We start from the raw sequence: 14289 nt of genomic DNA, 5'->3' as shown, positions 1-14289 counted from the left end.
GGTCGGAATTCGGGTTGTAAGTGGGCGGCGTTCAGCGTTTGGCTTTCGGCATCTGCGACATGAGCGACAGGCTCACATCCATGCCCTCGATCTGGAAGTGCGGAACGATGAAGAGCGCAACGCGAAAGAAGCCCGGGTTGTCGTCGATGTCCTCCACCACGACCCGCGCCTCTCGCAGCGGGTGCGACGTTTGCAGATCGTCGCCCGGGGTCGTCATGACGGTGACGAGCCCCTTGATCCAGTTGTTCAGTTCGAGTTCGAGCAATCGGCGGTCTTTGGTGGTGCCGATGTTCTCTCGCTGGATCAGCTTCAGGTAATGCGCGATTCGCGAGAGCAGGAAGATGTACGGCAGCCGCGCGTTGATGCGGCTGTTGGCCGCGGCATCCCGTGAATCGAAGACGGCCGGCTCTTGTGCCGAATGCGCGGAATAGAAGCACGCGTGGTCGTGATTGCTGGTGTACGAAAGCGCCATGAGACCGCGCGCCGCGAATTCGAATTCACGGGTCTCGGGAATCAATGCGTCGGTCGCGATCTTGCCCAGATGCCCTGTATCGAGGTCATAAAGATGGACCGGCAGGTCCGAGATCAAACCGCCCGTGCGCGGGCCGCGAATCTGCAGGCACCAGCCGTTCCGCACGAAACTCCTGACCAGATTCACGGCAAAGGCAAACGCCGCGTTCGCCCACAGAAAGGCATCGCGCCCGCCGGCGCGGACGTCTTCGGTGTAGTCGAAGGCCCGCACCGCATCCGTATCGGGTCCGTACGGCTGGCGCGCCAGAAACCGCGGCAGCGTGAGCCCGATATAACGCGCGTCTTCCGTTTCGCGGAACGCCTTCCATTTGAGGTAGGCGGTGCGTTCGAAGTGGCCGGCGAGATCCCGTATCCCCGCCACATCCTCCATGCATGTGCGGCCAAAAAAAGCCGGCGAAACCGCGCCGATAACGGGCATGTGCGCCGCCGCCGCCACTTTGGACAAATTACGCAGCAACGCGATGTCCGGGGCGCTCGCATCGAACTCGTAATTCGCGATGATGGCCGCGACCGGATAACCGCCGGGCGTGTCGTATTCCTCGACATACGTGTGTTGAAAGAGACCGCTCTGGATCAGTTCGGGCGCGTCCTCGAAGTCCTCCCGCAAGCTCTCCTTCGAGACGTCGAGCACCTCGACGCGCACGTTACTGCGAAAGTCCGTCCGATCGACCAGAAACTCCAGCCCGCGCCACGCGGATTCGAGTGCCTGAAAAGCGCGGTGGTGGAGGATGGCGTCGATTTGCACCCCGAGCATCCGGTCGATAACGGCGAGGTGCTGATCGAGGCGAAGCGGATCTGCGAGCATGTCCACGCCGCGCGTCGCGGCACTGAAGCCTTGCTGTGTCATGTCGGGGAAGCTTGCGCTCATGTTCTGTCTCTTGGCCGGGCTTCACATCGATTAGTTAGGAATATTTAACATATCGATCGTCTCGAAAAAAGCGGGAATGGTTAAGGATTGTCATCGGCTGATTAAAAACAACGGACCCTCTCGGTTGCAGCTTTATGCCGCTTCACTGGAGGAATGAACGCGCGTATTGTCTGACTAAAAACATCAGTCTTGCACGTGGGTGGCCGGTGGCGCGAGACCGTTTAAAAGCAATGCTTATCAGGTGAGGGGCGAGAAAAATATGGCAAGCCTGCATGAATACGCGAGCAGATTTCTAACCAGCGTGACGGCGATCCCCGGGCGGCAAGCCTACTTTCTCGATGTGCCCGGCACCGATAGCGCGGCGCAGTTATCGGTCGTGTCGTTCGCGGCAACGGAGAAGATGGGCGAGCCGGTTGAAGTGTGCATCGAACTGACGCATCCGCTGCAACTCGCGCGCGCCGATTACCTGAGCCGCGACGCAGTCTTCACGATCGTGCCGGACGACGGTACCTCACGGAAGTTCTCAGGCTTTATCGAGCGCTTCTCGATAATCCAGACGACGAAGGACTTCACGAAGTACCGTGTCGTGCTGAAATCCCACATCGGGCGGCTTTCGGCGGTCACCAATACGCAGGTCTATCAGCATCAATCGACGCCGGACATCATCGCCTCGGTGATGCGTCGTCACGGTCTGAGACCCGAGCAGTACGCGTTTCGTCTGAGAAACCATTACGTCAAGCACCTGTTCCGCTTCCAATACAAGATCGACGATTTGGCCTACGTGCAGATGCTTATGCAGAAGGCGGGCATCTACTCTTTCGTCGTTGAGACGGAGTATGGCGATCAGGTGGTCTTCAGCGATGACATCGACCATTATCTCTACGATCCACAACTGATCGCGCCGTATCGCGAGGCTTCCGGCTTAGATGCGGCCGGCGTCGAAGCGGTGACGTCGCTCAAAACGCACATGGTGACGGTGCCGCAATCGTTCGCCGTGGCGGATTACGACCCGGAGCAGGCGTGGGAGCGCTTTCGCGACGAGGCGAATATCGCGCCTCAGGATCCTACGACCTATGGCCAGCCGTACATCTACGGCACGCACCACTTGAGTCAAGACGGCGCGAAATGGGAAGCCCAGTTGCGCCATGAGGCAGCCATCGCGCGGCAAGTGATATTCGATGGCGAGAGCACCGTGCTCGCGCTGCAATGCGCGCGCGTGCTGGAAACGGATGTGGTGTTGCCGGATGCGCCCAAAGGCCAAGTGGTGATCGAAGTCACGCACCTCGGAGCGCGTGACAAGTCCTATACCAATAGCTATACGGCCATTCCCGCCGATCGGCGCTTTCGTCTCGAACTGCACCCCGAAGCGTGGCCGAAGATCGCGGGGACGCTCAGCGCGCGGGTTTGCAGCCCTGATAAATACAAATACGGATATTTGACGTCGGCGGGCTATTACGTGGTCCGCTTCGACGTCGATTTCGCCGACTGGCCCGGCGGTGGTGAAAGTGTGCCGCTGCGGCTGGCGAAACCGTTCGCTGGCAAGTTGCAGACAGGCATGCACTTCGTCGCGCTCGATAACGACGAAGCGGTGATTTCCTTCCGCGATGGAGACCCCGACAAGCCGGAGATCACGGCGTTCCACCACCATAGTCAGGCGAGGGATCTGGTGACGAACGATCGTCGCTGGCTCTCGCGCAACACGATCCGTACGCAGTCAAACAACAAACTGCGGATGGAGGATTGGGCGGGGCAAGAAGGCATCAAGCTGAGTACGGAGCATTCGGGGAAGTCGCAACTCAACCTCGGTTATTTGGTCGACAGCAAGCTCGAAAAGCGTGGCGAAGGCTACGAGTTGAGGACGTCGGGGTATGGCGTCGAACGCGCGGGCAAGGGTCTGCATCTGACGACTTATGATCGTCCCGGTGCAAGTGGCAAGCAGCTCGATATGCAGGAGACGATTGTGCAGCTTGAGAGTGCATTGGCGACTGCAAAGGCGCTGGCAGAGTCGGCGACGAGCGCGAAAGCCGAGCCTGCCGACACCGACGCACAGCAGCAAATGAAAGAAGCTTTCGACGGTCTGAAGAAACCGGGTCTGCTGATGAGCACGCCAGCTTCGGCGGGCATCGTCGCGGGCCAGGGCATCCAGTTCGCGGCGCAGGGCAACATCGAGACGGTCGCGGGCAAGAACGCCGACTTCAGCGTCGGGAAGCGCTTCACAGTCGCGGCGGGCGAGAAGATTTCGATGTTCGCGCAGAAGCTCGGAATCAAGATATTCGCCGGGAAAGGCCCTGTCGAGATTCAGGCACAAAGCGACGCAATGTCGCTGCTCGCCGATAAGGATGTGTCGATGGCGAGTGTCAACGGGGCGGTACGCATCAGCGCGAAGAAAGAGCTCATTCTCGAATGCGGCGGTGCATTCATCGAACTCAAGGATGGCAACGTCACGCTCGCGGGCCCTGCGGATCTGCTTTTCAAGGTAATCACGATCCAGAAGAAAGGCGCGGCGTCGATAAACGCCAATCCCACTCTTCCTACAGCCGCCGGGGTGATCCCCCAGAGTCGCGCAGACCATTACTCGAACTGACCGGGACGGACTAGACCATGACAAGCGATCGCGGCCAACCGCGTCCCGCAGCGGCAGCACCGGCCAATTCACCGCCGCAATGGCAGCCCTTGAACTGGTGCTTCCCGTTTGCACCGTCGAGCGGCAACGCAGCGGATCCGCAGACCTGGCTCAATGCGCTGGCAAGTGCGGATGGCGGTTTCTATCCGCTGGGTGCCAACGGCATGTTCCACGGTGGTATCCACTTCGATACGGGAACCGGCGGCAAGCTGAAGCAGGGCGACGGTGCCAAGGTTATTGCCGATGGCGAGGTGGTGGCCTATCGGCTGGATACCGTCTATCCCGAGTTGACCTATCCGACCACGCCACCGCGCTACGCGCTGTACTCGACATCTTTCGTGCTGGTGCGCCACAAGCTCGTGCTGCCGCCCATACCGGACAAGCCGGGCAGCGCGTCGAGTTCGGCCTCCCCCGCATCGGGCGCGTCCACAGTCGTTGCCAGTGGCCCGCCGGCCTATCAGCCGCCCGCCGATGAGGTGCTCGAGTTCTACAGCCTGTACATGCACCAACTCGACTGGGCCGGTTACCGGGCGGCGCAGGCAAGCGGTGGTAACCAGTCGGCATGGACACCTCGCCCGCTACCATTCTGGCAAGGCGACAGACATTTTGTCGTCGGCAGCAAGGCGCAGGATCAGCAAACACAGCCGCCCCGGTTCAGTACACCGTTCAGGTTCGATCTGGATTCGGGCGGCGCCGAACGCACCACTTTCGGCGACGGTGCGCAACTCGAGAGCATAGCGGCGGGCCCTTCGCCGGATAGCCTCGGCGCGCTGGTGTCACAAGGCGACCGGAAGCTGCGATACGCACTGCCGTCGACCGGCGCGGCGGATAGTGCGGATGCGCCCCAGAGCGCACAGGGTGTTCATATTCACGACCGTGCCAAGAAGGGGACCGTCATCGGGCTGCTGCCGCGAGGTGGCGAGCTTATCGTGACGAGCAGCGCAACGTCCGGCTGGGCGCAGATCGCCAAGATCCTGAGCGGGACGCCGGTTGCCAATGTCGCGGGCGGCGTGCCTGATCCGAGAGCGTCAACGGGCTGGGTGAATCTCGACCAACTGGATGCGGTTGTCGACCCCAAGCCGCTCGATACGGTTGTCGTGCTGGACGAGCCGTATCCAGTCAAGGCGGGCGATGTGGTCGGCTACCTTGGCGAATATCAGAACTCCAGTCAATCGCAGGTGATGCCACCCAAACCGATGCGTCCGCTGCTTCATGTCGAAGTGTTCACCGGCGCGCAGATCAAGGACTTCATCAGCAAGAGCCAGGACCGTGCGAGCAAGCTGCCTGACAGCGGAAAGACGCTGCTGGTGATCCAGCAGGGAGCGAAGCTTGTGAAGCCATCCGACCCGCAAAGTAACGATCAGCTTGCGGGCCTTACGCTCACGCTCGCAAAAGGCGATCCGGGCAAAGGATGCTGGGCCATGGTGCAACCGAACCGGCTCGCGGCGCAGCCGGTTGCGCACAAGAAAGGCCCCGCACACCATTCGAGCGGCACGCCCGTCGGCAGTCCGCTCTGGGTTGAGCGCAGCGTCGCGGGCAAGGTGGCGCGCGCACTCGAGCACACATGGACGGCCTTTCCGCTTCAGCTCCCCAATGCGCAACCCGTGGTCGGCTACCCGCAGGTGCTTTCGCGTGCGCAACTCGACCAGGTAGCCGATACCAGCAAGGCTTGCGATCAGGGTACGCAATGGTGGTCGATCACCGCGGGCGATGCTGATGGCAAGACAATTTTTGGCTGGGTTTGCGAAAAGGCTCACCCCGATACGCAATGGCAAAGCCCGTGGTCATGGCCGGGCTTCGACACAGTCGATACGACCGACGTTCCACTGCTCGACATGTATCGGCGCAATCTGTACGAAGCAAAACAGTTGCTTGACGGCGAGGAAGAGGAGTTCAGCGTCACTGCGGCTGCGGTGAACGCGGGGTTATTGATCGCGAAACTGGAGAAGGCGGCGAAGCGGCAAGGTGGTGGCAAAGGGAGCGTCGTTCCCGCTGATCTTAGAAAGGCGTTGACCGTGCCGTGGCTCGCGGGAGCGGTTTCGCATTTGATTGTGGGTTACGAGAGCGAGTGGGGCGGCGATATGAGCAAGTGGGAAACGCTCTCGTCGCTGATGGGCGACGGCAAGCATATTTGGCAATCTGAGCTGGAGCGGATCAGGAAACTACGGTGGTGGGAGCAGGTGAAGGCTGTTAAAGGGTTCCCGGCGGGGCCTGATGTTTGGCATGTTCATCCGGTGGGGTTGGTGGGGAATTTCTATCAAAGCCCCAGCGCAAATGCTCACGCGATTTCCGATAACGGCCTATGGTTCATATTCGCACATGAGGCGCAGGCGAATGTTACCAACCATTTGCATTGGCCTCGCGGCGGTAGCGGCGTAACGCTTGGTGCAGGATTCGATATGAAAGGAAGAACTTCAGGCGAGATTGTTGCTGCCATGAAATCCATCGGACTTTCCGATACGACGGCGGAGGCTGTTTCACACGCATCGGGATTGCAAGGTGATGCTGCAAGTACATTTGCCATCACAAATCGTAATCTAGTTAATTTAACTGATGCACAACAGGTGGAGTTGCTCCGCAATACTATTAAACACTACGAAAATGTGGTGTGCGGTTCAATAAAAGTCTTGCTCAGTCAAAATGAGTTCGATGCGCTCGTGAGCTTTGCATATAATCCCGCCGGGCGATGGAGGAGCGTGTCCGATTTTATAAATAATGGGAATATCGACAGCGCGATGACAAAAATTAGAGAAGGAAATACATCCGGGGGTGTTGTGATGAAGGGGCTTACAAACCGACGTGCGGATGAGGTAAGTCTATATATCAATAATCAATATGAATTTAATGGCCACCCGCTTGCGCATAAATGAGTGAGGGTTTTGATATTTGTCGAATCGCTGAGATCGCTGAGACATCGTATATGAAATCATTGATTTGCTTGGTGGTATCCTTTATTTTGGCGCTGCCAGCCGTCGCGAACGAACTTCCCAATTCTTTGCGAGGCAAATGGGAGGTTGCCGAAGTGCATATAAATACAGAGGCGTCTCGAAAATCTTTCTATATATGGAATGATCCACGTTTGGTTGGCCGCATTTTTACATTCGCACCTGGCCGCGTATCGACCGATGCTCCGGAAAATTCAGAATGTGTGATATCGCGTGTAAAGCTAATCTCCGCTGACCCTCGAGAATTAATTAGGGAGAGCATGGCAGGGTATGGTTATCCCGCAGTCCATGCGGATGTGGAGAGTTATCGGCTTGATCCCGATTGGGATTTGCGTTCCAAGTTAATACAAATTTATTGCAAAGACGTGATGTGGAATGGCAGCTTGGGAACGGATGGAGGTGTACAAGGCTCTTGGCTGTTTATGACCCGTAGTGAGCGACTTGTGCTGAGATGGTATGACGAAACGATCCTCGTTTTGGATAGAATATCTTTCAATCAAAAGCCAAGACCTACCTATAGTTGTCTAAAGGCGAAAAATCAAACGGAAAACGAAATATGTCAGTCTATGGAGCTTTCTGCATTCGACCGCAGCGTATCTGAAGCGTACAAGTTATCTATATCTCAATACGAGAATCTGGGCAAAGATATTAACTCGCTAACCCGTGCTCAGAGCGCATGGTTGGCTACGCGAAATAAATGCGGGACGGATGAGAAGTGTACTCTCGCTTCTATGAGGAAACGAATCGACGAATTATTGACGCCCGTTCCATGAACAAAGCTGCAGGCGAAATAGCGGTAATAAAATTCAGTCAGCGCCAGCGTCCTTGTGCCGTGGCAACCTTGAAAAACTCGATAGCATCGCGGCTGGTTCTCCGGCGGACAGCGTGGCGTGCTTACGCCACAAGGCGACCAGAAAAGGGCAGCGGATTGACCTTAAATTTTTGCAGAAATTTGATGGCCGGTCACTTAATGGACAACGCTATGCAGAGGCCGCTGCGACCTTAGGTTGTGAGGTACGGGCAATCAAAGCGGTTGCGAACACCGAAACCGGCTCATCCGGTTCCTATTTTCGACCCGGTCACGATTTGGCATGGGGAGACGATCCAGTGCCGTCTATTCTCTTTGAAAGACATCTATTTCATCGTGCCACGCAAGGAAAATACGATCAAAGCCATCCACGAATTTCCAATTCCATGCCGGGAGGATATGGCGCGAAGGCGATTCAGTACGAAAAATTGATTGAGGCATACGCACTTGACCCGAATGCGGCGTTGCTTTCTGCATCCTGGGGGCGGTTCCAGATATTAGGAAGCAATTACAATTCTGCTGGTTTTGCGAACGCTCATGACTATGTTTCATCGATAAGTGAGTCGGAGGATAATCAACTCAGTTCATTCGTTTCATTCATTAACTCAGATAATGTTTAAAACGATCAATTTGTAGTAAAGATTGGCACGCGTTTGTCGCTGGATACAATGGAAAAGCTTAGAATGGCTACGATAGAATAATTTCAAGAAATTACGATGAATTGTGTGAAAAATGAGAATGACACGGAAAATTATTTTAATTTTGTTGAGCGGCGTTCTTTGCGAACCGGGGTTTGCGGGGTCTTTATTATGCACGCCTGCAGAATCAGTGATATTTTCGTGCTCTACAATACGCTCAAAAGCGATTGCGCTCTGCGGGAATGAGCGCGGCCGATTAACGACCTACCGTTACGGAAAACGCAGGCGAATCGAAATGGAATACTCGGCGCAGCGGGACGATAAGAATGGATTTTTTTATAATCATTATTTTCGCCAGCACGTTGATTATTTGCGAATTGCATTCGTTAATTCGGAATACAAATATTCAATTTTTAGAAGCTACGACGGCAACGAATCTATTTTTCCAAAATATGGCGTAGCGATTTCTGAAAGAGGTGGCGGCGAAGTGCAGATCCTATGCAATTCGACTGTGACAGACAACATGGACAAAGCCATCGAAAATTTTAGATGTGATGAGAGTGATGCGCTGGGCTGCTAGTGACCCTGAGCCAAGACCGTGCGAGCAAGCTGCCTGACAGCGGAAAGACGCTGCTGGTGATCCAGCAGGGAGCGAATCTCGTGAAGCCAATCGGGGCGCCGCTGCCAACATTAATAACGGAAGATAAAGGCAACAGAAATTCCCGTCCAAAATAAGTCGGAGAATCATAAGCGCAATCAGACGGAAACCGCAGTCACAAGCCATTTCCGCCCATCTCGTAACGACAGCGAGAACTTGCCTCCTGAGCCTCTTGATTTTCCCGCCGCCTAAGACATAAATATCGCGCACAGGCTGCAAGGCTGTCCATCGACTGACGGAAAGTGAAAAAATTGGTATGTTTTTCATTTCGGCAAAGGAAAAGTTGACGCCCATTCTGAATAGCGCAATTACACTCCCCTAAATTATCCGAATCGCAAAATTGACCTTGCGAGCGGCTGGACAAAGCCAAGTCGATGGGAACCTGCAGACCTCAATTTCTGCTGCATCAGCGTCAGCAATAGTTGTATATCCTAACCAATGTTCGCCCGATGACCTGGCCTATCCCAGTATTTTCCACCATCGAGTATCCGAAGCCGATCTCGCTGCGCGTGTGGCTCCCGACGCTCACCGCCCTTGCATCGGGCGCGGTGACTGCTGTCTTGATGTTGTGGCCGAACGGCAAGCCGACCAACACGCTCCTGTTTTGGTGTGCGCTGGCTGGCGCTCCGCTGGTCGCCTGTGCTTTGGCATTTGGCGTGAAGTTACGCGGTTGGGAGGATGAGCAGACGGATGCTGAAGAAGCAGAAAAAGAGCAGCATCGGCTTGCAGGAATGTGGCGCGAATGGACGCGTCGGCATTTGCGCGTGACCGGTGTGGCGGCCTTCGCCGCGGCGTCTAACGAGCCCGCCGGATTTGCCGATGCAAAAGCGGCTCATCCATCGAACAAAGACCGAGCTTTGTCGTTCGGCTGGGCGAAGAGTCGTTCGGTTGCGTTTCGCCGCACGAGGCTGTTGCACCTCGTCGCCAGGCGTTTTTCCAACGCGCTTCGAACTCAGCGGGAAGTCGTCATTACGCTAATGCTGGACAACGCGTCGCTCGAACAGGTGGATATCTGGATTCGGCAGGCGAAACGGATTTTCGGCCGTATGGTCCCTCGCGCGATATTTAGCGTCGAGGCACGATCGGCGACCGGCGGCGCGCAGTGGATTATTCAGCTAGCGGATCGCATCGACACTACAACACGCGTTGTAATCGCCACGCAGCTCTGGGTGGACGAAGAGGAAGAGCGTGACTTCAGCGAAGGTGGCGCGGCGTTTCTCATCGAGCCGGCTGCGACCGAGGCGGGCTCGATTTTCCGCCCCATGATAAGCGCGCGCGACACGCTGGAACGCGGCCTTTCGCAGATCGTGCAGACACAGATGTCGCCCGATCGTCCCGCGCACGTGTGGTCCGCGGGTTGGGACGTCGACGACGCTACCGCCCTTCGCTCGGTGCTCAAAGCGGATCCCAAAGATCCGGTAACCGAGCATCTGCTCGACAGCCTCCTCGGCAAACCGGGTCCAGCCAGTGGTTGGGTCGCGCTCGCCATCGCAATGGAGGCAGTGCACGGAGCGGGACCGCAATTGGTCGTCTGGAGCGAGCCGGAATCCGCATCCCTCTTCCTGTGCACGATCTCGGCTGCGCCTCAAAAGGAAACAACAGTTTGAAAAGCGAAAAAATGCGTATCTGGGGCAGGGGTGCGACCGTCGCCGCGGTCATTGCACTCATCGCGGGTGTTGTACTGTTTACGGTGGATTCGAAGGATCTGGTCTCATGGTTGGTGCGTTATAAGACGATTCTTGTCGCCGCTGGGGGAGCGGGTCTTGTCGGCATCGTCTATTCGTTATCGCAGCGCAAACAGAAGCGAGAGGTCATCCAGCAGGCATCGAAAGCCTTAGGCGCCGAGCCACCTCCGCCCGCCGATCCCGCTGCGGCCGCCGCAAAGCACCGTGCAGAGCAGTTCATCTCGCAGGCACAACATCTGAAGCGTTACTTGCAACAGAAGCGCTGGCTTCGCTGCGCCTATGCGCAACCTTGGGTGCTGGTCACGGGCGACCTCGCAGCCATCAACGGATTGTTGCCGAATCTAGCCGAACAAGGCTGGCTGCCGACCGATACCGCCGTGCTGCTATGGGGCGGTCTGGGTGCAGATGGCAACCCCGACGAATCATGGCTGCGCCAACTCCGCAAACTACGCCACGGTCGCCCAATCGATGCCATCACGCTCGTGCTCGATAACGACACGCCGTTGTCGATCGCAAGCCACGAGAAGAACCCGTGGCCCCTCCATCTCGCCCGCATCACCGAACTGCTGCGCTGGTCCGCGCCGGTCTACGTCCTCGACATCGCCGCCGCCGATCCGGTCCACCGAACCGCCACGCCCGTGATCGGCTGCGAATTCGCATATTCGCTCGACGCATCGTCCATCGAAAGCGCGCTCGTCGAATTGCGCGACCGGCTCGCCGACCGTAGCGTCCACCAACTCGCAATAAACCGCGACGACGCGTACGCCGCTGAACTTTCCGCCCGGCTCGACGCCCGCGGCGCGGTGCTCGCGCGCTGGATCGCGGGTCTGTCGGGCTGGCAGCGCCGCCCGATGCAGGTCGCCGGTGCCTTCTTCGCCCCGTTGCCGCCTGCTGCCGGATCGGCGACCGTATCCAGCAGTACCCACCTCCCGCTGTGGGCCTACATCGCCGAAGCCGCGAGCCGCACGCCCGGCCGCCGCACATTTTCCAATCCCGTGACGGTGATATCGTTGATCGCGCTCGCGCTTATCGGCCTGTGGAGCGCCGGCATGCTCGTCTCCGGCGTGACCAACGCGCGCGAACTGTCGCTGACAACCGACGCCCTGCGCACGCTCGACCACGCACCCGACACGCCCGCCCGCCTGCGCGCGCTGTTCGATCTCCAGCAGCGCATCGGCCTGCACGAGGCGCGCGTGGAGCAACACACGCCGCTCTCCACGCGCTTCGGCCTGAACCACGATCGAGCGATCCTCGCGGCGCTGTGGACGCCTTACGGGCGCGCGGCGCGCCCGCTGCTCGTCGCGCCGGTGCAGCAGGATATCGAAGGTCAGCTCGTTGATCTCGGCCAAATGCCGACCACCCAAATCGACGACCAAAGCAGCGAAATTGCGCAGGCCGGCCAGCGGGCCCTCAAAACCTATTTGATGATGGCCGATCCCCGACGCGCCGATCCAGCCTTCATGACGCCGCAACTCGGCCAGCACTGGAACGTCGCCACCGGCCTGCCGCCCGGCGAGAAACTCGATCTCTCCGCGCGGCTGTTCGGTTTCTGGACACAGCACTTTCGTGCGCATCCCGACTGGCGCATCCAGCCGCGCGAGGAACTCGTGGGCGCGGCGCGCCAGACGCTCTTGGCGGTGATCGGCGTGAGGAACTCCGAGGACACGATCTACCAGAGCATCCTCGATTCGATAGGCCGCAAATATCCCGACCAGACGCTTGCCTCGCTGACGGCGGGCACGGATACACGCGGCGTGTTTTCGTCGTCCGCGACGCTGCCCGGTGTGTTCACGCGCCAGGCGTGGGAAGGTTCGATCGAATCCGCCATCGATGAAGCGGCGAAACACAACGGCGTATCCGCCGACTGGGTGCTCGGCGACAGCAACGCCGCGCAAACCGGCGCGGCCACGGCAGCCCTCACGCCGGAAGCATTGCGCACGGCCTTGCGCGCCCAGTATTTCTCCGGCTACGCGGGCCACTGGCAAGACTTCATGAACAGCGTCCGGTTCGAGGCCGCGCGGACGTTGCCTGCCGCGGTCGGCCAACTGAAGCTGATCGCGGACGCGCGGCAATCGCCGCTCATCGCGCTGATGAAGTCGCTCGCCTGGCAGGGCGGCGCGGGCGTGCAGGAGGCCTCGATCTCCGATGCGCTCGTCACGCGCGCAAAGAATATCTTCGGCAAGAAAGACGACGCCTCGCAGCCCGCCCGCGCCGAACCGGCCGGGCCGCTCGGCGCGTCGTTCGGTCCGGTGCTCAAGCTGGTCGGCCAGAGCGCGGGCAACGCCGCGTCCGGTGGTAGCGACCTGAGCCTCGACCGCTTCACGGAACGCGTGACGACGCTGCGCCTGAAGCTGCAACAAATCAGCGATAGCGCCGATCCCGACGACCAGGCGCGCCAGGTCGCGCAGTCGCTATTCCAGGGCAAGGGCTCGGAGCTATCCGATACGCTCGCGTACGCGCAGCTCGTCGCGGCGAGCCTCGGCGAACAATGGTCGGGCATGGGCGAGGCGCTGTTTGTGCAGCCGATCGCGCAGGCCACGCAGACGGTGCTCACGCCCGCCGAGGCGAGCCTGAACGACGCGTGGCGCGAGGCGATCGTCTCGGCGTGGAACCGTTCGTTTTCGGGACGCTATCCATTCGCCAGCACGTCCAACGACGCCTCGCTGCCCGAACTCGCACGCTTCGTGCGTCCGCAGGGCGGGTTGATCGAAACGTTTCTCTCGACGCAACTCGCCGGCGCGCTGCAACTTCAGGGCGACCAGTGGGTGCCTGCGGCCGCCCGGTCGGGCGCGGGCAGCACGGCGCGCGGTTTCGATCCGGCGTTCCTGAAGGCCATCAATACGCTGCGGCAGATTGCCGGCCATCTGCTCGCGCAAGGCGAGCCGCAGTACGTGTTCGCGCTAAAGCCCGTGCCGACGCCGGGCGTGAGCGACACGTTGCTGACGCTCGACGCGCAGACGCTGCACTACTACAACCAGCAGGAGACGTGGCAGATGCTGACGTGGCCGTCGAACGATCCGCAGAGTGCCGGCACGCGGCTCGAATGGCAGACCGACACGGCGGGCACGAACCGGAGCTTCGAGTACATCGGACGCTGGGCGCTGGTGCGCATGCTGGAGCGCGCGACGGTCGAGCCGGTGGACAGCGCGACGTATCGGCTGACTTGGCAGGCGAAATCAGCGGGCGTCGAACCGGTGCCAACCCAGACCCAGACCCAGACCCAGAAAGGAGACTGGAACGACGCGGACCCGGCTGCGCTGACGGTGCAGGCGCCGCTTGCGCCCGCGCCGTCGAACATCGCACATCCGTTGCGCTATGTGATCCGTACCGACGTGGGCAGGGGACCGCTTGAGTTGCTTGCACTGCGCGGGTTCGTGCTGCCGTCGCGGATCTTCATCGATCGTAGCGCGCCCGCTGCACGTCTGCCGCCGTCCAGCGGTCCGCCGCCGTTGCCCAAGGCCGCGAGAGACGCGGCGAGACATGCCGAAGTGCCGATCCCGCAAGGTCGCGCGCCGTTATGAACCATCGGCTCA

General features: G+C 59.1%; 8 protein-coding genes. 7 read left to right on the top strand and 1 reads right to left on the bottom strand.

The window, feature by feature from the left end; all coding sequences use genetic code 11:
• Positions 1-31: 31 nt before the first annotated feature.
• Positions 32-1336 (bottom strand): type VI secretion system contractile sheath large subunit, encoded by a 1305-nt coding sequence (gene tssC, locus AC3D25_RS29220; protein ID WP_488892187.1) that lies wholly within the window; start codon positions 1334-1336, stop codon positions 32-34.
• A gap of 322 nt (positions 1337-1658) precedes the next feature.
• Between tssC and AC3D25_RS29215 the strand changes: the two genes are divergently transcribed.
• The 7 genes from AC3D25_RS29215 (at position 1659) to AC3D25_RS29185 (ending at position 14277) form a co-directional block, all read left to right on the top strand.
• Positions 1659-3983, top strand: a complete 2325-nt coding sequence (locus tag AC3D25_RS29215; RefSeq protein ID WP_488891962.1) for a type VI secretion system Vgr family protein — start codon at positions 1659-1661, stop codon at positions 3981-3983.
• A 17-nt stretch (positions 3984-4000) separates the two neighbouring features.
• Complete coding sequence (locus AC3D25_RS29210) at positions 4001-6892, top strand: glycoside hydrolase family protein (RefSeq protein WP_488891961.1); 2892 nt, start codon at positions 4001-4003, stop codon at positions 6890-6892.
• A 50-nt stretch (positions 6893-6942) separates the two neighbouring features.
• On the top strand, positions 6943-7740 hold the full coding sequence (locus AC3D25_RS29205) for a lysozyme inhibitor LprI family protein (RefSeq protein WP_488891960.1): 798 nt from the start codon (positions 6943-6945) through the stop codon (positions 7738-7740).
• 52 nt (positions 7741-7792) lie between these two features.
• Positions 7793-8395: an N-acetylmuramidase domain-containing protein gene (locus AC3D25_RS29200; RefSeq protein WP_488891959.1), complete on the top strand. Its 603-nt coding sequence runs from the start codon at positions 7793-7795 to the stop codon at positions 8393-8395.
• 118 nt (positions 8396-8513) lie between these two features.
• A complete protein-coding gene (locus AC3D25_RS29195; protein ID WP_488891958.1) occupies positions 8514-8993 on the top strand; it encodes a hypothetical protein in 480 nt (159 codons plus the stop codon).
• 527 nt (positions 8994-9520) lie between these two features.
• A complete protein-coding gene (locus tag AC3D25_RS29190; RefSeq protein WP_488891957.1) occupies positions 9521-10678 on the top strand; it encodes a hypothetical protein in 1158 nt (385 codons plus the stop codon).
• Positions 10675-14277, top strand: coding sequence for an ImcF-related family protein (locus tag AC3D25_RS29185; protein ID WP_488891956.1), 3603 nt, complete (start codon positions 10675-10677; stop codon positions 14275-14277). The genes AC3D25_RS29190 and AC3D25_RS29185 overlap by 4 nt, the downstream gene beginning before the upstream one ends.
• The last annotated feature ends 12 nt before the right edge of the window (positions 14278-14289 follow it).

Source organism: Caballeronia sp. SL1002 (genome assembly GCF_057814995.1).
The sequence above is the reverse complement of the archived record's forward strand: the minus strand, read 5'-3'. Positions and strand labels throughout refer to the sequence as shown.

What these genes read in the sequence shown, in the direction of transcription:
- AC3D25_RS29205 (WP_488891960.1), top strand. Translation starts at nt 6,943, where the DNA reads ATGAAATCATTGATTTGCTTGGTGGTATCCTTTATTTTGGCGCTGCCA.
- AC3D25_RS29215 (WP_488891962.1), top strand. Translation starts at nt 1,659, where the DNA reads ATGGCAAGCCTGCATGAATACGCGAGCAGATTTCTAACCAGCGTGACG.
- AC3D25_RS29195 (WP_488891958.1), top strand. Translation starts at nt 8,514, where the DNA reads ATGACACGGAAAATTATTTTAATTTTGTTGAGCGGCGTTCTTTGCGAA.
- AC3D25_RS29190 (WP_488891957.1), top strand. Translation starts at nt 9,521, where the DNA reads ATGACCTGGCCTATCCCAGTATTTTCCACCATCGAGTATCCGAAGCCG.
- AC3D25_RS29210 (WP_488891961.1), top strand. Translation starts at nt 4,001, where the DNA reads ATGACAAGCGATCGCGGCCAACCGCGTCCCGCAGCGGCAGCACCGGCC.
- tssC (WP_488892187.1), bottom strand. Translation starts at nt 1,336, where the DNA reads ATGCTCGCAGATCCGCTTCGCCTCGATCAGCACCTCGCCGTTATCGAC.